This is a genomic window from Streptomyces sp. NBC_01275, from assembly GCF_026340655.1.
Lineage (GTDB): Bacteria > Actinomycetota > Actinomycetes > Streptomycetales > Streptomycetaceae > Streptomyces.
Genome location: NZ_JAPEOZ010000001.1, coordinates 5990574 through 6010469, shown reverse-complemented (window position 1 = coordinate 6010469; position 19896 = coordinate 5990574). Strand labels below are relative to the sequence as shown.

Annotated in this window: 16 protein-coding genes; 7 read left to right on the top strand and 9 right to left on the bottom strand. The window is 72.6% G+C overall.

Annotated elements, in window-relative coordinates:
• Nucleotides 1-161 precede the first annotated feature (161 nt).
• Together OG562_RS26635 and OG562_RS26630 are read right to left on the bottom strand one after the other, a co-directional pair.
• Complete coding sequence (locus tag OG562_RS26635; RefSeq protein WP_266409533.1) at nt 162-611, bottom strand: DUF3017 domain-containing protein; 450 nt, start codon at nt 609-611, stop codon at nt 162-164.
• A gap of 115 nt (nt 612-726) precedes the next feature.
• Complete coding sequence (locus tag OG562_RS26630) at nt 727-1581, bottom strand: bifunctional methylenetetrahydrofolate dehydrogenase/methenyltetrahydrofolate cyclohydrolase (RefSeq protein ID WP_266402044.1); 855 nt, start codon at nt 1579-1581, stop codon at nt 727-729.
• Nucleotides 1582-1842: 261 nt separating this feature from the next.
• On the opposite strand from OG562_RS26630, the gene OG562_RS26625 reads away from it, so the two are divergent.
• The 5 genes from OG562_RS26625 (at nt 1843) to OG562_RS26605 (ending at nt 6586) form a co-directional block, all read left to right on the top strand.
• Entirely contained in the window at nt 1843-2484 is a 642-nt protein-coding gene (locus tag OG562_RS26625; RefSeq protein WP_266402042.1) for a hypothetical protein, read from the top strand.
• Between the two features lie 136 nt (nt 2485-2620).
• Nucleotides 2621-3385 carry an FHA domain-containing protein gene (locus tag OG562_RS26620; RefSeq protein ID WP_266402040.1) on the top strand — a complete coding sequence of 255 codons (765 nt, stop codon included), beginning with the start codon at nt 2621-2623 and terminating at the stop codon, nt 3383-3385.
• Entirely contained in the window at nt 3382-4974 is a 1593-nt protein-coding gene (locus tag OG562_RS26615) for a protein kinase (protein WP_266402038.1), read from the top strand. Before OG562_RS26620 ends, OG562_RS26615 begins: the two co-directional genes overlap by 4 nt.
• A 114-nt stretch (nt 4975-5088) precedes the next feature.
• Nucleotides 5089-6024: a hypothetical protein gene (locus OG562_RS26610; RefSeq protein ID WP_266402036.1), complete on the top strand. Its 936-nt coding sequence runs from the start codon at nt 5089-5091 to the stop codon at nt 6022-6024.
• Nucleotides 6025-6133: 109 nt separating this feature from the next.
• Entirely contained in the window at nt 6134-6586 is a 453-nt protein-coding gene (locus OG562_RS26605) for a peptidase inhibitor family I36 protein (protein WP_266402034.1), read from the top strand.
• A gap of 214 nt (nt 6587-6800) precedes the next feature.
• Here OG562_RS26605 and purH read toward each other — a convergent pair whose 3' ends face one another.
• Together purH and purN are read right to left on the bottom strand one after the other, a co-directional pair.
• Complete coding sequence (gene purH, locus OG562_RS26600; protein ID WP_266402032.1) at nt 6801-8366, bottom strand: bifunctional phosphoribosylaminoimidazolecarboxamide formyltransferase/IMP cyclohydrolase; 1566 nt, start codon at nt 8364-8366, stop codon at nt 6801-6803.
• Nucleotides 8363-8992, bottom strand: coding sequence for a phosphoribosylglycinamide formyltransferase (gene purN, locus OG562_RS26595; protein WP_266402029.1), 630 nt, complete (start codon nt 8990-8992; stop codon nt 8363-8365). The genes purH and purN overlap by 4 nt, the downstream gene beginning before the upstream one ends.
• Nucleotides 8993-9369: 377 nt before the next feature.
• Here purN and OG562_RS26590 point away from each other — a divergent pair, with 377 nt between their 5' ends.
• Nucleotides 9370-10152: a hypothetical protein gene (locus OG562_RS26590; RefSeq protein ID WP_266402028.1), complete on the top strand. Its 783-nt coding sequence runs from the start codon at nt 9370-9372 to the stop codon at nt 10150-10152.
• Between the two features lie 36 nt (nt 10153-10188).
• Here the strand turns inward: OG562_RS26590 and OG562_RS26585 are convergent, their stop codons facing one another.
• A complete protein-coding gene (locus tag OG562_RS26585) occupies nt 10189-11973 on the bottom strand; it encodes a DUF6350 family protein (RefSeq protein ID WP_266402026.1) in 1785 nt (594 codons plus the stop codon).
• Nucleotides 11974-12069: 96 nt separating this feature from the next.
• On the opposite strand from OG562_RS26585, the gene OG562_RS26580 reads away from it, so the two are divergent.
• Nucleotides 12070-13200: a sigma factor-like helix-turn-helix DNA-binding protein gene (locus tag OG562_RS26580; protein WP_266402023.1), complete on the top strand. Its 1131-nt coding sequence runs from the start codon at nt 12070-12072 to the stop codon at nt 13198-13200.
• A gap of 191 nt (nt 13201-13391) precedes the next feature.
• Here the strand turns inward: OG562_RS26580 and sucD are convergent, their stop codons facing one another.
• The 4 genes from sucD to OG562_RS26560 all read right to left on the bottom strand — a co-directional run bounded on the left by sucD (nt 13392) and on the right by OG562_RS26560 (nt 19799).
• Nucleotides 13392-14279 (bottom strand): succinate--CoA ligase subunit alpha, encoded by an 888-nt coding sequence (gene sucD, locus OG562_RS26575; protein WP_266402021.1) that lies wholly within the window; start codon nt 14277-14279, stop codon nt 13392-13394.
• 21 nt (nt 14280-14300) lie between these two features.
• Nucleotides 14301-15479, bottom strand: a complete 1179-nt coding sequence (sucC, locus tag OG562_RS26570; protein ID WP_266402020.1) for an ADP-forming succinate--CoA ligase subunit beta — start codon at nt 15477-15479, stop codon at nt 14301-14303.
• A gap of 433 nt (nt 15480-15912) precedes the next feature.
• Entirely contained in the window at nt 15913-17334 is a 1422-nt protein-coding gene (locus tag OG562_RS26565; protein ID WP_266402017.1) for a VWA domain-containing protein, read from the bottom strand.
• Nucleotides 17331-19799 carry a DUF5682 family protein gene (locus OG562_RS26560; RefSeq protein ID WP_266402015.1) on the bottom strand — a complete coding sequence of 823 codons (2469 nt, stop codon included), beginning with the start codon at nt 19797-19799 and terminating at the stop codon, nt 17331-17333. Before OG562_RS26560 ends, OG562_RS26565 begins: the two co-directional genes overlap by 4 nt.
• Nucleotides 19800-19896: the final 97 nt, after the last annotated feature.

Genomic DNA, 19896 nt, shown 5'->3' with positions numbered 1-19896 from the left:
GACCGGCTCCGGTGAGTCAACCTCCGGCACTACCACGGAAGTTGTACGCCCGCTGCGGGATTCGGGGGACGCGGGGCGGCGCCCGCGCCGCACGCACCGTGGCCCGCAGCTCCCGGGGGGGAGGTGCGGGCCACCGGCGTACGAGCGACCTGGCCGGCGGTCTAGCTGTCGACCGTGAAATGCAGCGTGTCCTTCAGGAACGGGATCTGGAGCCACGGGTCCGGCTGGGCCATCAGGGCCAGCAGGACGATGGCCGCGCCCAGGACGCCGTAGGTCGCGATGTCGGTGAAGCGGGAGCGTACGGCGAGCATGCCGACGCCGGGGAGGGTCCAGCGCAGGGCCGCCCCGGCGAGGAGGGCCGCGCCGATCAGTATCGTGCCGATCCGGAACTGGTCGAGCGCGGTCACCAGCAGGCCGAGCGCCACGACGCCCAGCACCGCGATGATCGGCCACTGCCGGGCGGGCGCCGGGGCGTCGCCGGGAGCGGCCCGGCCGCCGCCCTCGGGGCGCGCGGTGTCCCGGGTGAACAGCGGGAAGCGGCGGGTGACCCGGCGCGGCTTGCCGTCGGCGTCGGGCGCGCTGACGGGGTCCCGGACCTCGATGTCGTCCATGTCCTTGCCGTCCTTGCCGTCCTCGCCGTTCTCGCCGCCCTCGCCGCCCTCGTTGCCCTCGTTGCCCTCGTTGCCCTTGCCGTCCTCGTTGCCCTCGGCCTTGCCGGAGGTGTCGTCAGCCGGCACTGCGCTCGGCCGCCTCGACCACGTTGACGAGCAGTTGGGCGCGGGTCATCGGGCCGACGCCGCCGGGGTTGGGGGAGATCCAGCCGGCGACCTCGCGGACGTCCGGGTGGACGTCGCCCACGATCTTGCCGTCCGCGTTGCGGGAGACGCCGACGTCGAGGACGGCCGCCCCCGGCTTGACGTCCTCGGCCCGGACCAGATGGGCGGAGCCCGCGGCCGCGATGACGATGTCCGCGCGCTTGAGGTGGGCGGAGAGGTCGCGGGTGCCGGTGTGGCACTGGGTCACCGTGGCGTTCTCGCTGCGCCGGGTCAGCAGCAGCGGCATCGAGCGGCCGATGGTGACGCCGCGGCCGACGACCACGACCTCCGCGCCGTTGATCTCCACGCCGTGGCGGCGCAACAGGGTGAGCACGCCGTTGGGGGTGCAGGGCAGGGGCGCGGGCTCGTTCAGGACCAGGCGGCCGAGGTTGGTCGGGTGCAGACCGTCCGCGTCCTTGACCGGGTCCATCAGCTCCAGGACGCGGTTCTCGTCGATGCCCTTGGGCAGCGGGAGCTGGACGATGTAGCCGGTGCAGGCGGGGTCGTCGTTCAGCTCGTGGACGACCGCCTCGATCTCCTCCTGCGTGGCCGTGGCGGGCAGCTCGCGCTGGATGGAGGCGATGCCGACCTGGGCGCAGTCGCGGTGCTTTCCGGCGACGTACTTCTGGCTGCCGGGATCGTCCCCGACGAGGATCGTGCCGAGGCCGGGCGTCACACCCTTCTCCTTCAGCGCCGCCACGCGGGCGGTCAGATCGGACTTGATCTCGGCTGCGGTGGCCTTGCCATCGAGAATCTGGGCGGTCATGGTGACCATCCTCCCGGATGACGGGCCCCCGGTTCCAATCCGGCCCCTCCGACCGGTCCGGTCCTGTTCGCCCTTGATCGTTGATGTTGCACTTGCACAACACCTACGGAATGCGGCTGGACAAGAAACCGGCCATTGCAGAACGATTGACGCCACAGTGCCGCGGGCAGTACCGGGGGGACGAACCGCATCTGTAGACCTTCCTCCGCGCCAGACCGCCCGTCGTCCCCGCACTCACGTGCACACGGAGGAAGGACCGCCATGAGTTTCGGCGACCCGAACAACCCCTACGGCCCGCCGCCCCAGCAGCCGCCGCCCGCCGGACCCGGCGGACCGGGCTACGGCTACCCGCAGCAGCCCCCGCCCCCTCCCCAGGGCTACGGCATCCCGCAGGCGCCGCCGTACCAGCAGCAGCCGTACCCGGCCGCCGCCGGCCAGTTCCAGGGCGGGTACCCGGGCGGCCCCGCGGGCCCGTTCGCGATGCCCGGCATCACCCGTGCCGCGCAGATCTTCCTGGCCGTGCTCGTCCTGGCCCACGTGATCGTCACCGGCGTCTACGCCTACACGCTGTCCAAGTGGGACCAGACCATGGCCGACGCGGGCATCACCGGCGACTCGGAGACGGAGAAGTTCGCGGACCTCGGCAAGGGCGTCGTCGTCTTCTTCCTGGCCCTGGCCGCCGTGTTCGCGGTGCTCGGCCTGATCCTCCTGCTCCAGTACGCCAAGGGCGGCAACGGAGTGCGCGTGTGCTCCATCGTCTACGGCTCGTTCGCGATCATCTCCGGCATCTTCACGCTCGCGATCTACGGCCTCGGCCTCGTCGTGCTCATCGTCGCCATCCTGCTGATCGTCTTCGCCTCGAAGCGGGCGACGGCGGACTGGTTCCGCCGTCCGAGGTTCTGAGCGCACGCGGGACGAGGCGGTCGGACAACGACGTCTTCGCGCCAATCCTCGCCGGGGTCGTGTCATGCCGTGACACGACCCCGTCCCGTCGCCCACCCTGATGCCGTAGGCGCGGGTGGGGAGCGGGAGACACACCGTGTACAGCATCATCGTCGTAGCTCCGGCACAGCGGCCGGAGGACGGGCGCGGCGGCCATGAGCCCCGGCGCCGGCTTCGACTCGCCCCTGGTGAACGGCTGGCCTTCGGGCGGTCCGTCCACGAGAACGACCTGGAGATCGCGCACGAGGGCGTCTCCCGGCGGGCCGGCGAGATCACCGCGCAGGGCGCGTTCTGGATACTGAGCAACTTCAGCCGGGACCAGACGTACGTCGTGGAGAACCCGGAGGGCGCGGGCGAGCACATCAAGGTCGCGCCGGGGCGGCTGGACGCGCCGGTCCCCTTCGAGTTCGCCCGGATCGTGCTGCCCGCGGCGGGCGATCTGCTCGGCGTCGAGGTGTGGGCACCGCGCCACGACTACCTGGACACGGCGTTCGGACCGGACGGGGCCGCCACGACGCCCGCGTTCTCCCTGGACCGCAGCAAGCGGTACTTCGCGGTGCTGGCCGCGCTGTGCGAGCCCCGGCTGCGCGGCGAGCCGCACGCCCCGCTGCCCACGGTCGACCAGGTCGTGGCCCGGCTGCGCCCCGGCTGGCCGGCCGCCTCCCGCACCTCCGTGCAGTGGAACATCGACTACCTGGCCGTGAAGCTGCGCCTCAAGCCCGGCCCCGACACGGCGGACCCGGGCCCGCGCCTCAACGGCAAGAAGGAGTCCCTCGTCTCGCTGGCGCTCCGCTTCGACCTCGTACGCGAGGACGACCTCGCTCTCCTGTCCGTGTCCACGCCCACACCGGGGGTGCGGTGACCGAGCCGTACGCCGTCCGGGTCCCCCGCGGCTACCGGGTCGGGCGGTGGGAGGTGCGGGAGCCGATCGCGACGGGCGCGTTCGGCAGCGTGTACGCGGCGCTGCGGCTGCGCGCGGGCGGCCTCCCTGACAACGATGCCCTGCCCGACGTACCGAAGACCGCCGCTCTCAAGTTCCTGCCCACCGGCACCCGCACCCCTCGTCAGCTCGCCCATCTGCGGGAACTGGCCGAGCGGGAGGTGGAGTTGCTGAGCCGGCTCGCCAGCCCGCGGCTCATCCGGCTGTACGAGACCCTCACCGTCGACGACCCGTCCCGGCCCGAGCTCGACGGCGCGACCGTGCTCGTGCTGGAGAAGGCCGAGGACTCCCTGGCCGCGCTGCTGAAGCGCGACCCCGGGCCCGCGGCCGGTCAGGCGCTGCTCGGCCAGGTCTGCGCCGGGCTGGCCCAGCTGCACCGCGCGGGCTGGGTGCACGGCGACCTCAAGCCCGCCAACGTCCTTCTGATGAAGGACGGTTCGGCCCGGCTCGCCGACTTCAACATGGCCGCGGAGATGGAGGGCACGCACGCGTACACCCCCGCCTTCTCCACCCCCGACTACACCCCGCCCGAACTGCTGTGGGCCGAGATCGGCGAACGCGGCCGCCGGATCCGTCCCTCGGCCGACGTGTGGGCCTTCGGCGTCCTCGCCCACCTCGTGCTCACCGGTTCCTTCCCGCTGCCCGGCGGCACGCCGTCGGCCCGCCGGGACGCGGCCGTCGCCTACGCCCGGGGCGCCGACGAACTGCGGCTGTCCCCCGAACTCCCGCCCTGCTGGGGCGAGATCGTCCGCGCCTGCCTGGCCCGCACCCACGCCGACCGCCTCGGGACCGAGGCCTTGCTGCGCCTCGTGGAGACGGCCACCGGCGCCGCGTCCGCCGGCCGCCGCTTCCGCCGTCTGCTGCCGGCCCGCCTCGGACGTCGTACGGCCGGCCTGGCCGCCGCTCTGGCCACCGCCGCCGTGGCGGGCCTCGGGTACGGCATCAGCAGCTGGAACTGGGCCGTGGGCTCCGGGTCCGGCGGTGGGGCCGGCGGCGCGGCGGCGGACAGTGCGGCCCAGTACGGGGCCACGGACCTGCGTACCGACAAGGGCGTGCCGGCCGCGTACCGGCTGCTGATCGTCGAGACGGCCCGCGACTGCGACCAGCGGCCCGTCACGTCCGCGCTGATCGCCGCCATGCTGAAGGTGGAGAGCGACTTCGACCCGGCCCTCTCCGACCCGGCGATGGACGAGTACGGCATCGCCCGCTGGACTCCTCACGTACTGCGCTGGTGGATGAACCCGGACGGCACGCCCGGCGAGACCGTCCCGTCGCCGCCCTTCCCGCCGGCCGAGTCCATCCCGGCCATGGGCCGCTATCTGTGCTGGATCGCGCCCCGCCTGAAGGACGACCTCACCGGCGACCGGCGCGTCCTGGTCGCCGCCGCCTACCGGACGTCGTGGGACGTGGTGAACAAGGCCGGCGGGGTCCCGACGAAGTACCAGGCCTACGCCACGCGGGTCGCGCACTATCTCGAGGAGTACACGCCCCCCGGCAAGCCTGGGAAGTGACCCTGAGAGTTCCGAGGTACCCCTCGTCCCTGCCGTGCCCGATGGTGTGAGTGCCGGAGAGAAGAGCCGGCAACGGGGGAACGCCCCGTCGACAGGGAAACGGGGGAACGGGGCATGAAGCGTGGACTCGCTTCGCTGTGTGCGGTCGCGGCGGTTACGGGGGTCGTCGCGACCGTCACGACGGGATGCGGTCCCGGCGGCTCGGACTCCCCGGGTCATGGCAGGCCGGCCGCGCCGCTGACCTGGCAGCAGGAGCTCCGCGTCGGCGACGCGGCCCAGCACCTGACCGGGCAGTGCATGAAGCGGCACGGCTTCTCCTACTGGGAGGACCGCACCCTCACCCTGCGCGAGAGCAAGCCGGTGCGATACGTGCAGGACGACGTGGCGTGGGCGCGGACGTACGGGTACGGCGGCCGGATCGACGCGAAGAACGAACGGATCCATGAGCGCAACCCCAACGGCGTCTACCGCCAGAGCCTCTCCGCGTCCCGGCGCACCGCCTTCGACACCGCGCTCGACGGCGGCGCCGACGCCCGTACGGTCGTCGCGCCGCTGCCGGGAGGCGGCGGGGAGATCCGCAGACGCCTCGGCGGCTGTACGGAGGAGGCCGAGCGCGCGCTCTACGGCGACCCGGCCGAATGGTTCCGCACCAGCAAGGTCGCCATGGGCGTCGACTCCCTCTACAGCGCGCAGCTGATGAAGGACCGTCGGCTCACGGCGGCGGTCCGGGACTGGGCTCGCTGCATGAAGGACGCCGGGCAGCCCTACAAGGACCCGCAGGCGGCCCGTGACGCCGTCCGGGTCAGCACCGCCCGGCTGGGCGCGGCCCGCGCCGACCAGGCGTTCACCGCCGAACGCAGGACCGCCGTCGCCGACGCGACCTGCGCCCGCACGACCTCCCTGCGGTCCGTGGCCGAGGCCCGGGAGACGTACTACCAAGACCGCCTGCTCGACCGGAACGCCCAGTACGGCAAGGACGTCGGGACCTTCCGGCTTCTCGGTCAGCAGGCCTACGACCGGGCCGTGCAGATCGTTCCGGAACGCGGCTGACCACCGCGCAGCAAGAAACAGAAGAAACAGAAGAAACAGAAAACAAAGAAACAGCAGCACAAACAGCAGCACAAACAGCAAGAGAAACAGCGAAACGAGGGGAAACACCATGCGCAAGTTCACCGTCACCGCAGCGCTTCTCGGGCTCACCGCCCTGGCCGTCGTCGTGCCCGCCACCACCTCGCAGGCAGCGGGCAGCGCCGTCCCCGGTCCTGGCTGCAACAGCAAGTGGGGCGCGCGCAACGGCAACATGTACGCCTGGCAGGACCTGGACTGCACCGGCACCCTGCTGATCAGCACCCCGGGGAACAGCAGCTGGTGGGGCGACGGCGCCAACGACAAGGCCACGTCCGTCATGAACCGCGGCTACACCGGCGGCAACGACGTCGTGAAGTTCTACCAGGACGTCAACTACGGCGGCGGCCACGCCTGTCTGCTCCCGGGCGAGCTGTACGCCGACAACCTCACCGACAACGCGTTCAGCAACGGCGTCGGCGTGAACGACAACATCACCTCCCACCAGTGGGTGAGCAGCAGCGCCTGCTCCACCCTGCTGACCTGACCCACGACACGGCACAGCGCAGCGGGCGGTACGGCGCACTGCCGTACCGCCCGCTCCGTGGGTGCGGGGTGCGGGGCGTGCGGTGCGGGGCGTGCGGTGACGCCCTGTGTCTGCGCGAGGTTAGCTCAGCACGCTTGTGCGAAAGGCGAGTTGGACCGGTTATACAGCGGGACGGCCCGCCGAAGAATCCGACGGGCCGTCAACTGCGCATTCCTTAGTGGAAGAAGTGGCGCGTGCCCGTGAAGTACATCGTCACGCCCGCCTTCTTCGCTGCCTCCACGACCAGCTCGTCGCGGATCGAACCGCCGGGCTGGACCACGGCCTTGACACCCGCCTCGACGAGGATCTCCAGCCCGTCGGGGAAGGGGAAGAACGCGTCGGAGGCGGCGTACGACCCCTGCGCGCGCTCCGCGCCGGCCCGCTCGACGGCCAGCTTGGCGGAGTCGACCCGGTTGACCTGGCCCATGCCGACGCCGACCGAGGCGCCGTCCTTGGCGAGCAGGATGGCGTTGGACTTCACCGCCCGGCAGGCCTTCCAGGCGAAGGCCAGCTCGGCCAGCTCGGCCTCGGACAGCGCCTCGCCGGTCGCCAGGGTCCAGTGGGCCGGGTCGTCGCCGTCGGCCTGGAGCCGGTCGGTGACCTGGAGCAGCGCGCCGCCGCCCACGGGCTTGAGCTCGACGGGGTTGGACGGACCGGACGGGGCCTTGAGCACCCGGATGTTCTTCTTCTTGGCGAGGGCTTCGAGGGCCCCCTCCTCATAGGCGGGCGCGACGATGACCTCGGTGAAGATGTCCGCGACCTGCTCCGCCATCTCCTTGCTGACCGGCCGGTTCACGGCGATGACGCCGCCGAACGCCGACAGCGGGTCACAGGCGTGCGCCTTGCGGTGCGCCTCGGCGACGTCCGCGCCGACCGCGATCCCGCACGGGTTGGCGTGCTTGATGATCGCGACGGCCGGCTCGGCGTGGTCGTACGCGGCACGGTGGGCGGCGTCCGTGTCCGTGTAGTTGTTGTACGACATCTCCTTGCCGTGCAGCTGCTCGGCCTCGGCGAGTCCGCCGCCCGTCCCGTCCACGTAGAGGGCGGCGGGCTGGTGCGGGTTCTCGCCGTAGCGCAGGGTGCTCCGGCGCTCCCAGGTCGCGCCGAGGAAGTCGGGGAACCGCGACTCGTCCACGGGCGCGTAGGACGACGCGAACCAGGAGGCGACGGCCACGTCGTAGGCGGCCGTGTGCTGGAACGCCTCGGCGGCGAGCCGCTTGCGCGTGGTGAGGTCGAATCCGCCGGACTGCGCGGCGGCCAGGACGTCGGCGTAGCGCGCCGGGCTGGTGACGACGGCGACGGAGGGGTGGTTCTTGGCGGCGGCGCGCACCATGGACGGCCCGCCGATGTCGATCTGCTCGACGCACTCGTCCGGCGAGGCGCCCGAGGCGACCGTCTCGCGGAACGGGTAGAGGTTGACGACGACCAGGTCGAACGGCTCCACGCCCAGCTCGGCGAGCTGCTCGCGGTGGCTCTCCAGCCGCAGGTCGGCGAGGATGCCCGCGTGCACCTTGGGGTGCAGGGTCTTGACCCGGCCGTCCAGGCACTCGGGGAAGCCGGTCAGCTCCTCGACCTTGGTCACGGGAACGCCGGCGGCGGCGATCCTGGAGGCGGTGGAACCGGTCGACACCAGCTCGACACCGGCCGCGTGCAGCCCGCGGGCGAGCTCCTCGAGCCCGGTCTTGTCGTAGACGCTGACGAGCGCCCGGCGAAGGGGCCGCTTGTTGCTCTCGGCGGTCACTGGATAACTACCTTTCGTCCCTCAATGCGATGGCCGTTACGGGCGATCCGCCCCACGACCTCGACGAGCAGCCTTCGCTCGACTTCCTTGATGCGCTCGTGCAGAGCGCTCTCGTCGTCCTCGTCCCGGACCTCGACCACGCCCTGCGCGATGATCGGCCCGGTGTCGACGCCGTCGTCGACGAAGTGGACGGTGCAGCCGGTGACCCGCACGCCGTACGCGAGAGCGTCGCGCACGCCGTGGGCGCCCGGGAAACTGGGGAGCAGGGCGGGATGCGTGTTGACGAACCGCCCGCCGTACCTCGCCAGGAACTCCTTCCCCACGATCTTCATGAACCCGGCGGACACCACCAGGTGCGGCTCGTAGGAGGCGACGGCCTCGGCGAGGGCGGCGTCCCACTCCTCGCGGGTCCCGTAGTCCTTGACCCGGCGCACGAAGGTGGGGATCCCGGCGCGCTCGGCACGGGCGAGCCCCTCGATGCCGTCCCGGTCCGCGCCCACGGCCACGATCTCGGCGCCGTAGGTCTGCGCGCCGACGGCGGCGATCTCGTCGAGGAGTGCCTGCAGATTCGTACCGGATCCGGAGACCAGCACGACCAGGCGCTTGGCCACGGGCTTGGCGGCCACGGTGGGGCCCTTTCTCGGGGGAGCGTTCTGCCACGGCCGGCTTCTTCGTACGAGTGCCAGTTCCGGTTCTGGTGCTGGTTCCGGTTCTGGTTCATGCGTTCATACGAATGCTTCGCGCCCCCCGATACGGGGAAGTCTACGAAGCGGTCGACCGCTCGCAACGATACCGGCACACCGGACGGCCCCCACGGGACGGGGGCGTGGCCGGAAGGTAGCGTCTGCGGAGAGCGGGCTCGGGAACGCGGGTGCTGTGCGGTGCGTTCACCGGGTGACAGCTCATGTCGTCATGAAGCGACAGCTCATGTCGTCATGTCGGCCAGACGTACTCACGAGACGCGATCACCAGACGCAATCACCAAGGGGAAGACGCTCACTTGATGCCGGACCGCAGTCTGCGACTCCTCACGCTCCCCCCGCAGTCACCGCAGGGAGGGGAGCGCGGCGCCGTGCTGCTGCGGGAGCGCCCAGCGTCTCCCCCCGAGGCCCCCTCGGGCGGCGACGCCCCCAAGGACGACAACCCCTTCGCCCCGCCCCCTGAGGGCGCGCCCGACCGCCCCTGGCAGCCTCGTCGCCCCGCCGGCGGCAGCTCCCCGGAGTCCCCCGAGAACGGGCACTCCCCCTACACGCCCTGGGGCAGCCAGTGGAGCGACCAGCAGCCCGGCCGTGCGCCCGGCGGCGGCTTCGGCGAGCGCCCCGGCGGCGGCAACAGCAACGGCAACGGCCCGGAGGGTCCCGGCGGTCCCGACCAGGGCAAGCGCTGGGATCCGACGGACCCGGCCCAGCGCCGGGCGCGCTACGCCCTGCTGTGCGGCATGTGGGCCTTCTTCTTCGCCCTCTTCGGCTGGCCGTACGTGGCCCTGCTGCTCGGCGCGCTCGCCCTGAACTGGGGCATCGCCGCCCTGCGCACCAAGCCCCGCACCCCCGACCCCGACACCCCGGCAGCCCCCGAGACGAACGGCCGCCCGCAGACCACCGCCGCGATCAGCGGCCTGGTCACCGCGTCCCTCGCCCTGGCCCTGGTCGCCGTGGGCTTCACCGCGCAGCTGGTCTACAAGGACTACTACACCTGCACGAACGACGCGCTGACCAACGAGGCGAAGCAGTCGTGCAGCGATCTGTTGCCCAAGGAGCTGCGAGGGATCCTGGGGACGGGTAGCTGAGCAGGTCGAGGTCGTGAGGGCGAGGCCCTTCGGGGCCTACGCCCCGCCTTGGCCTTGATCTTGGCCTTGATCTTGGCCTTGGCGCTGGCCTTGGCGCTGACCTTCGCCTTGGCCTGGGCCTTGACCTTCGCCTGGGCCTTGGCCGTGGCCGTGGCCTTCCAGGTCTCCTTCCCCCTCCCTCGGCAACTCCTCGCCCACCTCCCGCAAGGCCGCCCACCGAATCTCCCGAGCGGCGTCCCCGAGCCACACCGGCCCCTCCATCGCCTCGAGCCCCTCCCCCGCCTCAACGGCGGCAAAGTCGTACGGCTCGTACCCGAATCCGTCGCCCTCGTCGTCGTACACCTCGACCTGCTCCACCGCCGCCGCACCCCCCGCCCCCGCCCCCGCCCCCGCCACACCTTCCAGCGCCGCCACCGCAGCCACCACAGCGGCCTCCCGTCGCCAGAAACCCACCGGCCCCACCGGCCCCCGCCGCCGCGACCGCCATCCCCGCGCCCAGACGGCCACCGGCACCCCCACCCCCACGACCCACGCGGTCACCGCGCCCCCCACCTGCCACCACACCGGCCCGAACCGCGCCAGCGCCCCCACCCCCAGCGGCCCGCCCGCCAACACCGCGAGCCCTCCGAGCACCACCCCACACACCGCGCCGGCCACCACCGCACCCCCGGCGGTCCTCCGCCGCGACCACCCGGCCCCCTCCACGCCCCCACCGGCCGCCCGTGCCACGAACACCCCCACCGTCACACCGGCCAGCACCGGCACCGTCCCAGCCGCCCAGTTCACCCAGGTCCCCGCCCCCGGCTCCGGCACCGCCGCCAGCAGCGGAAACGGCGGCAGCAGCGGCGCGGGATCGGAGGACAGCGGCGCGACCACATGCCCGGACCCGAGGACGTACCCGGGCCCCAGCGCATACGCCGCGCCCCACACCGCCGCGTTGGGCACCAGCGCCACGCACAGCAGCAGCACCGCGAACCGCCCCGACCAGCCCTCCGTCAGCTGGAGAAACGCCCCGCGGGCGATGTCCGAGTGCCACACCGACGACACGGCGACCAGCAGCGCCCCGCCCCCGACGAGCACCGCGGCCCCGGCCCCCGCGGCCCGCAGCGCGGTGCCGAGCCAGTCCCGCCCGTCGTCCCCGACCCCGCCCCCGAGATCCCCGAGGTCTCCGAACAGAATCCGCCGCATCCGGCGAGGCAGCGCCCCGTCCGCCGCCACCGGCCCGCGAGGCCGACCGCACGCCGTCCACACCCCCGCGCCCGCCGCGAGCACGGCGACCGCCGGCACGCACACGCCCGTCCACGCCCACGAGGGGCGCAGCACCCCGCCGGCCGCGTAGAGCGCGGCGCCCGAGCCCACGGCGAGATACCCGAGCACGACACCCGCCCAGGCGGTAGGGGCGCTCACCTGCACCCCGCCGTGGTCGCCCGGGTCGCCGTCGTCGCCGTCGTCGTCGCCCTCGGCCATCGCGTCCCGCGCCGCCCGGTGCACCAGCCATACCGGCAGCACGAACAGCAGCAACGGCGTGACGCCGACCGGCGCCGACACCCCGGACAGCGTGTCGGTGCGCACCAGTTCCGCGCCGTGCGCGAGCAGCCACAGCCCGGCGGCGACGTGCAGTGCCCCGCCCGGCCCGCTGTCGGGATACGGCGAACTGATCCACAGCATCATCACGAGCGCGGCGAACGAACCGAGCCCCAGCCCGGCCGCCAGCGCGCCGCCCGCAACGGCGGCGGCCAGTCCGGGCGATCGGTCGCGGATCCGGCCGAGCAGGGGCGACAACGACAGTCGACGAACGGTCATCTGGATCACGACCGTCATGCTCCCAACGACACGCGCTTTCCCGTCGTAACAGGCGAACTTCCGCTGTGTCGCTCAATATACGGTTATGTACTTTTTCGTACGGAGGGGCGCCCTGTGACACAGAGCCCCGCCACCCCGCTCCCTCCGCCCGAGGAACGCCGACGCCTGCGCGAGACAGGCGCGTTGACGCAGGATCAGATCGCCGTACGGGTGGGCGTCACCCGGGCGACGGTGCGCTCGTGGGAGACCGGCCGCACGACACCCCGCGGCCGCAAGCGGGAGGCGTACGCGAAACTGCTGACCTCGGTGACGCAGACGGCCGAACCGACGGTCACTCAGATGCCGGACAGATACGTGGCGGCGGTCGAGGCGGAAGCGGTGGCCGCGACAGCGGGAGCGGCGATCGAGGCTGAGCCAGGAGCCGCCGAACCCCCTTCCGCCGCAACCTCGCCGACCCCCGCTCAAGCCTTCGACGCCCTCTACGCCTTCTGCGCCCCCGCCCTCGTACGCCAGACCTACCTCCTCTGCGGCCGTCGCGAACTCGCGCGCGAGTCGGTCGAGCGGGCCTTCCACATCGCGTGGCAGCGCTGGCCCGAGGTAGCCGTCGACCGCGACCCGGCGGGCTGGATGCGGGCGACGGCGTACGAGTACGCGCTCTCCCCCTGGCACCGGTTCCGCCCCCGTTTCCGCCACCCCGAACCACCGCCGGCCGACGCCTTCGGCCGCGCGCTGCTGGACGTACTCCTGACGCTCCCGCCGCCCTACCGTCGCACTCTGCTGCTGTACGACGGGGTCGGTCTCGGTCTGCCGGAGACCGCGGCGGAGACGGAGGCGAGCACGCCCGCGGCGGCGAACCGGCTGCTGCACGCGCGCCGGGCGATCGCCGCGCGCCTGCCCGAGCTGGCGAACCCCGCCGCGCTGCGCCGGCGGCTGGCGGAGGTGGCGTCGGCGGAGCGGCTGCGCGCGGCCAAGCCGACGATCGTGCGGACGGGCAGCGAGCAGCGGGCCCGATTCTGGACCCGGGCGGCGATCGCGTTCACGGTCGCGATCATCGGCGCGACCGCGCTCACCCTGCACACGGCCCCCACCCAGTACGAGCCTCCGGTCCCGCCGGGCGAGGCGGTGCAAGGGGTTCCGCCGCGGGCGGCCCCGGGCGCACTGTCGGACGCGGAACTGGCCCTGCGGGCGAAGTTGCGTTCGGAAACGGCCCATGGGCCGGAACGGCTGGTTCCGGAGCTGAGGTGACGCGAGGTGGGGTGGGGTGATGTGGGTGATGTGGGTGATGTGGGTGATGTGGGTGATGTGGGGTGGGGTGGGGTGACGTGGGGCGGGGTGGGCATGCGGAAGGGCCCGCACCCCTTGTTCGAGGGTGCGGGCCCTTCCGTCAGAATTCCGTCGAGCTTCCGTCAGGCGGTACGCCCGGCGTCGGCTCGGCCTCAGCCGGCGGCGAGGATCTCGCGGGCCAGCTTCGCCGTCTCGGTCGGCGTCTTGCCGACCTTGACGCCGGCGGCCTCGAGGGCCTCCTTCTTCGCGGCGGCCGTGCCGGAGGAGCCGGAGACGATGGCGCCGGCGTGGCCCATGGTCTTGCCCTCGGGCGCGGTGAAGCCCGCGACGTAGCCGACGACCGGCTTCTTCACGTTGTCCTTGATGAAGGCCGCGGCCCGCTCCTCGGCGTCGCCGCCGATCTCACCGATCATCACGATCAGGTCGGTGTCGGGGTCGGCCTCGAACGCGGCGAGCGCGTCGATGTGCGTGGTGCCGATGATCGGGTCGCCACCGATGCCGACGGCGGACGAGAAGCCGATGTCCCGCAGCTCGTACATCATCTGGTACGTCAGCGTGCCGGACTTCGAGACCAGGCCGATGCGGCCCGGCTTGGTGATGTCGCCCGGGATGATGCCGGCGTTCGACTGACCCGGGGTGATGAGACCGGGGCAGTTCGGGCCGATGATCCGGGTCTTGTCGCCCTTGGACCCGGCGTACGCGTAGAACGCGGCCGAGTCGTGGACGGCGATGCCCTCGGTGATGACGACCGCGAGCGGGATCTCCGCGTCGATCGCCTCGACGACGGCGGCCTTGGCGAAGGCCGGCGGCACGAAGAGGACGGACACGTTCGCGCCCGTCTTCTCGATCGCCTCGGCGACCGTGCCGAAGACCGGGATCTCGGTGCCGTCGATGTCGACGGAGGTGCCCGCCTTGCGCGGGTTCACGCCACCGACGATGTTGGAGCCGTCCGCCAGCATGAGCTTGGTGTGCTTCATGCCCGTGGCACCGGTCATGCCCTGGACGATGATCTTGCTGTCCTTGTTCAGGAAGATAGCCATGGCTGTTCTGTCCCTCTTCCCTTACTTCGCAGCCGCGAGCTCGGCGGCCTTGTCGGCCGCGCCGTCCATGGTGTCCACGCGCTGGACCAGCGGGTGGTTGGCGTCGGAGAGGATCTTGCGACCCAGCTCGGCGTTGTTGCCGTCGAGACGGACGACCAGCGGCTTGGTGACTTCCTCGCCCTTGTCCGCGAGCAGCTGCAGCGCCTGGACGATGCCGTTGGCGACCTCGTCGCACGCGGTGATGCCGCCGAAGACGTTGACGAAGACGGACTTGACGTCCGGGTCGCCGAGGATGATCTCCAGGCCGTTCGCCATCACGGCCGCGGACGCGCCGCCGCCGATGTCGAGGAAGTTGGCGGGCTTGACCCCACCGTGCGCCTCACCGGCGTACGCGACGACGTCCAGGGTGCTCATGACGAGACCCGCGCCGTTGCCGATGATGCCGACCTCGCCGTCGAGCTTGACGTAGTTGAGGTTCTTCTCCTTGGCCGCGGCCTCGAGCGGGTTCGCCGAGTCCTTGTCCTGGAGGGCGTCGTGCTCCGGCTGACGGAACTCGGCGTTCTCGTCGAGGGAGACCTTGCCGTCGAGGGCGATGACGTCACCGGAGGCGACCTTGGCCAGCGGGTTGACCTCGACGAGGAGCGCGTCCTCGGCGACGAAGGTCTTCCACAGGGTGACCAGGACGTTCGCGACCTTGTCGGCGACCTCGGCCGGGAAATTCGCGGCCGCGACGATCTCGCGGGCCTTCTCCGGGGTCACTCCCTCGTTGGCGTCGATCGGCGTCTTGGCGACGGCCTCGGGGCGCTCGACCGCCACCTCCTCGATCTCCATGCCGCCCTCGACGGACGCGATGGAGAGGAAGGTGCGGTTGGCGCGGTCGAGGAGGAAGGAGACGTAGTACTCCTCCAGGATCTCCGGGGCCGTCTCGGCGATCATCACCTTGTGGACCGTGTGGCCCTTGATGTCCATGCCGAGGATGTCCGTCGCGCGGGCGACGGCCTCGTCCGGCGTGGCGGCAAGCTTCACGCCACCGGCCTTGCCACGGCCGCCTACCTTCACCTGGGCCTTGACGACGGACTTGCCGCCGAGACGCTCGGTGGCTGCGCGGGCCGCCTCAGGCGTGTCGATGACTTCACCGGCCAGCACCGGTACATCGTGCTTGGCGAAGAGGTCCCTCGCCTGGTACTCGAACAGGTCCACGCGCTTCCGTCCTCAGTGATCTCGCGGTTCGTTGGATGCGTGGGCGTGCCGCGAAGGGCAACGTGACGTCCGCCGTCTGTCACAAGGGAGGCGCACACGGTGTCCGAGCGCGCGGCATGTCCGTCTCGCAGGTTATCGCTGCTTGCAGGAGGCCCCTAAATCGAGGGTCACACCTGAGCGGTGATACCTGTCACATGATGTCGCGCTCACTGGCACGGCGTGCCGCGTGTGAGGCGCCGGGGGCCGGGCGGGGAGGGCCTCAAGGGGTTGGGGACCGTCCGGGCCGCGATCACTATGAGGTTCCGGATGAGATTCCGGATTGCCGACGGGCACCCGTCTCGGCACCGCGTTGCACGGCGTGTCGTACGGCGTGTCGCACGACAGGTCACCCGGTGCGTCGCACGGCGGGTCACCTGGTGCGTCGCACGGCGGGTCACCCGGTGTCCGGCACGGGCAGCTGCCGTTTCTCGATCGCCGCCGCCATCACCTCCGGAAACAGCTCGGGGGTGCAGGCGAACGCCGGTGCGCCCAGCGCGGCGAGCGCGGCCGCATGTTCCCGGTCGTAGGCCGGAGCGCCCTCGTCCGACAGCGCGAGCAGCGCGACGAACTGCACCCCCGACGCCTTCATGGCCGCGACCCGCTTCAGCATCTCCTGCCGTATGCCGCCCTCGTACAGGTCGCTGATGAGCACCACCACCGTCTCCGCCGGTCGGGTGATCCGGGCCTGGCAGTACGCGAGCGCCCGGTTGATGTCGGTGCCGCCCCCGAGCTGGGTGCCGAAGAGGACGTCGACGGGGTCGTCGAGCTGGCCGGTGAGATCGACGACCGCCGTGTCGAAGACGACCAGCCGGGTGCTGATCGACCGCATCGACGCCAGCACCGCGCCGAACACCGACGCGTAGACCACCGACGCCGCCATCGAACCGGACTGGTCGACACAGAGGATCACCTCCTTCTTCACGGACCGCGACGCGCGCCCGTACCCGACGAGCCGCTCCGGCACGACCGTCCCGTACTCGGGGAGGTAGTGCTTGAGGTTGGCGGCGATCGTGCGGTTCCAGTCGATGTCGTGGTGGCGCGGCCGGGCGATACGCGCGCTGCGGTCGAGGGCGCCGGTGAGGGCGGCCCGGGTGCGGGTGGCGAGCCGCTTCTCCAGGTCCTCGACGACCTTGCGCACGACGGCCCGCGCCGTCTCCTTCACCGTGTCCGGCATCGCCTTGTTGAGGGAGAGCAGCGTGCCGACGAGGTGTACGTCGGCCTCGACCGCCTCCAACATCTCCGGCTCGAGCAGCAGCGCGGACAGCCCGAGCCGGTCGATGGCGTCGCGCTGCATGACCTGGACGACGGAGGAGGGGAAGTACGTCCGAATGTCCCCGAGCCAACGCGCCACGGCCGGCGCCGACGCACCGAGCCCCGCCGAGCGCTCGTGCCCCGCCCGTGGCCTGCCCTCCTTGTCCCCCTTCCCGTAGAGCGCCCCGAGCGCCCCGTCCATCGCGGCGTCCCGCCCGGAGAGCCCATGTCCGGTGCCGTCCGCCGCATCCCCACCCAGCACCAGCCGCCACCGCCGCAACCGCTCCGGCGAGGGGTCGTCGCCCGTGGCGGGTCCGGCCGGGAAGGCGGCGGTCGGCGGCTCAGCTGGGGATTCGGCCGAGAGGTCCGTCGAGGCCGAGGGATCCGCCGCAGAGCCCGTCGCGGAGGCCGTCGTGGAAGCCGCCGCAGGACGCGTCGCGGAGGCCGTCGTGGGGTCCGCCGTAAAGCCTGCCGCAGAGGCGCCCGCAGAGCCCGTCGCGGAGGCGCTCCCCGAGGCAGCCCCGGAATCCGTCGCCGTCGGCCCGGTCGTCGTCGTGCTCTTCATGTGCCCACCCCCGCCGGCTCCTTGTCGTCGCTCCCGTCGGGATCCGGTCCCAGCCCCAGCAGCAGCCGGACCGCCGGCAGGACCGCGTCCGCGCGGCCCGTGTCGAGGTCGGCAGCGAAGCCATGTGGCCCGGAGGCCGTCGCCGCCGTCCTCCCCCGCTCCCCGGGACCGCGCCGGACCAGTTCGCCGAGGGTTCTGCGCACCGCCGGCTCATACACCGAGAACGTCCGCCGCAGCAGCGGCAGCACGTCCGTGAACGCCTCCGTCGACACCCCGGTGAGCCATCCGTCGACGAGCCCGAGCAGACGCTCGTCGTGCACAAGGAGCAGTCCGCCCCCGGAAGCTCCGCCGACGAAGCCCTCGATCCAGGCGGCCGCCTCCCCCGGCGGGGTCCCCTGCGACAGGGCGAGCCCCATGAGCCGCGCCGCCTCGTCCTGCCCCAACTCCCCGCCGTCCAGCAGCAGCCGCACCGCACGCCCCCGAATGACGCCGGGCACGCTGTCCCGCCCGGACAGCACCCGCAGCACGGCCCGCCATCGGCTGCGCAGCTCCCCGGAGCCGGGGAGGGCGTCCCCGTCGTCCGTCGCCCGAGCCTCCTCCAGCAGCCCCACCGCCCCGTGCACCGCGTCCACATGACGCCGCATCTCCTGCGCGGCGTCCGTGTCCAGGGCGGCGCAGGCCGGGGGCAGGCCGACGAAGATCCGTTCGGCGAGGCCCGCGGCGACCTCCGCCAGTGCGCCGGTGTCGGTGCCGCGCACGTCGCCGTAGCGCAGGGAGCGGACCAGCGCGGGCAGGGCCTGGGCGAGGTGGCCGACGTCCGTGTCGAGGGCCGCCCGGTCGACGAGGATCCGCATCACGGTCGGGAGCGCGGCGGGCAGCCCGGCCAGCAGGCAGGCCTCGGCGAGCGCGGTCACCTCGGCGAGCCCCCGCGCGCCGACGGCGTCCGCCCGCGCCCTGCCGGTCGCCGCGGCCAGTACGGTCGTCCCCCAGATCCCGGCCTCGGCGACCCGCACGGACAGCTCCGGCTCCCACCGCAGCCGCCACGTCTCCCGGAACGTCCCCGTGCTGCCCCGCGAGACCACCGGCTCCCCCCACGGCACCCCCACCAGCCGCAGCCGGTGCAGCAGCCTGCTGCGGTCGGCGTCGTTCTCCCTGCGCAGGTCGAGCTCCCACTCCCGGTCCGCCGCCTCCGGTTTGAGGCGCAGCCGGCGCTGCTGCCGGTCGAGGTCGCGCTGGAGGGGCACCGCCGGCGCGGTGACCGGCACCTCGCCCAGCACGTCCCCGACCACCAGCCGGTCGTGGATCAGCGCCAACGGCACGTCGGAGCCCTCGCACAGCACCGCCCGCACGGCGTCGGTCGTCTCGCTCAGCCCGGGCAGCGGCCGGCCGCGCAGCACGGCGAGCGTCTCGGCCAGCCGGACCGCCTCGATGACATGCGCCGGGGACACGGTCAGGTCCTCCTCGCGCAGCAGGCCGGCCACCTTGGTCAGCCAGCGCTCGACCGGCCGGTCCCGCGCACCGAACAGATGCGCGTACCAGCCCGGCGAGTCGATGCCCGCGCCGTACCCCCCGGCCCGCGCCAGCCTGCGATACGTCCACGGCACCCACGTCAGGTCGGCCTTGACCTTGGCCAGCCCTTTCAGCAGCGCCCGGTCGGCGGCGACGGCCGGCTTCCGCCGCAGCGCGGGCACATGCCAGGCCCCGCACACCACGGCCACCCCGTCGTCCCCGAACTCCCTTTGCGCCGCCCGTACTTGAAGACGCATATACGCCTCCCGCACGGCCTCCCGACCGCCTTCGCGACCATTTTCGTGACCGCTTTCGCGCCCCCCGGCGTCGGTGTCGTCCGCCTCCCGCAGCGCTCCCATCGCCTCCTCCAGCGCGGCGAACGGCGCGAACGGGTCCCCCTCCCCCGTCCCCCGGTGCTCGACGACGTCCTCCCACCAGCGCTCGGCGTCGTCGTACCCGGCGGCCTCGGCCAACGCCCCGAGCGGATCATCACGGAGCCCGTCGGCCGACGTCGCCCCCTCGCCCTCCGCCTCCGCTGCCGTCTCCCCTTCTGTCTCCTTCTCTGTCTCCCTTTCCCTCTCCCACGCGAGCGTGTACGTGGCGGGCAGGTCGATGAAGCGGGCGGGCACGCCGTGCTCCAGGGCCCAGCGGAGCGCGACCCACTCCGGGGAGAACTCGGCCATCGGCCAGAACGTCGAACGGCCGGGCTCGTCGACGGCGTGGGCGAGCAGGGCGACCGGCGGCCGCATGTCCTCGTCGGCGGCCAGCGGGATCAGCGCGTCGGCCTCCGGCGGCCCTTCGACCAGCACGACCCGGGGCCGGGCGGCCTGCAACGCCGCCCGCACCGCCCGCGCGGACCCCGGCCCGTGGTGCCGCACCCCGAGCAGGAGCGGCCGCCCCGCCCCGGGGCCGACGGCTCCCTCGACGGCCGCCGGCCCCCTCTCGACCGATGTCATCCGGTCCCCCCTCGCCTACGGCCCCACCTCGAGTCGTCGTCCCCGAACGCCCCGTGTCCCGGCGTCGTGCAGCCCCACCGTGTGTCCTCGGAACCGT

What these genes read in the sequence shown, in the direction of transcription:
- OG562_RS26605 (WP_266402034.1), top strand. Translation starts at nt 6,134, where the DNA reads ATGCGCAAGTTCACCGTCACCGCAGCGCTTCTCGGGCTCACCGCCCTG.
- sucD (WP_266402021.1), bottom strand. Translation starts at nt 14,279, where the DNA reads ATGGCTATCTTCCTGAACAAGGACAGCAAGATCATCGTCCAGGGCATG.
- OG562_RS26565 (WP_266402017.1), bottom strand. Translation starts at nt 17,334, where the DNA reads ATGAAGAGCACGACGACGACCGGGCCGACGGCGACGGATTCCGGGGCT.
- OG562_RS26625 (WP_266402042.1), top strand. Translation starts at nt 1,843, where the DNA reads ATGAGTTTCGGCGACCCGAACAACCCCTACGGCCCGCCGCCCCAGCAG.
- OG562_RS26610 (WP_266402036.1), top strand. Translation starts at nt 5,089, where the DNA reads ATGAAGCGTGGACTCGCTTCGCTGTGTGCGGTCGCGGCGGTTACGGGG.
- OG562_RS26590 (WP_266402028.1), top strand. Translation starts at nt 9,370, where the DNA reads ATGCCGGACCGCAGTCTGCGACTCCTCACGCTCCCCCCGCAGTCACCG.
- OG562_RS26585 (WP_266402026.1), bottom strand. Translation starts at nt 11,973, where the DNA reads ATGACGGTCGTGATCCAGATGACCGTTCGTCGACTGTCGTTGTCGCCC.
- OG562_RS26635 (WP_266409533.1), bottom strand. Translation starts at nt 611, where the DNA reads ATGGACGACATCGAGGTCCGGGACCCCGTCAGCGCGCCCGACGCCGAC.
- OG562_RS26630 (WP_266402044.1), bottom strand. Translation starts at nt 1,581, where the DNA reads ATGACCGCCCAGATTCTCGATGGCAAGGCCACCGCAGCCGAGATCAAG.
- OG562_RS26560 (WP_266402015.1), bottom strand. Translation starts at nt 19,799, where the DNA reads ATGACATCGGTCGAGAGGGGGCCGGCGGCCGTCGAGGGAGCCGTCGGC.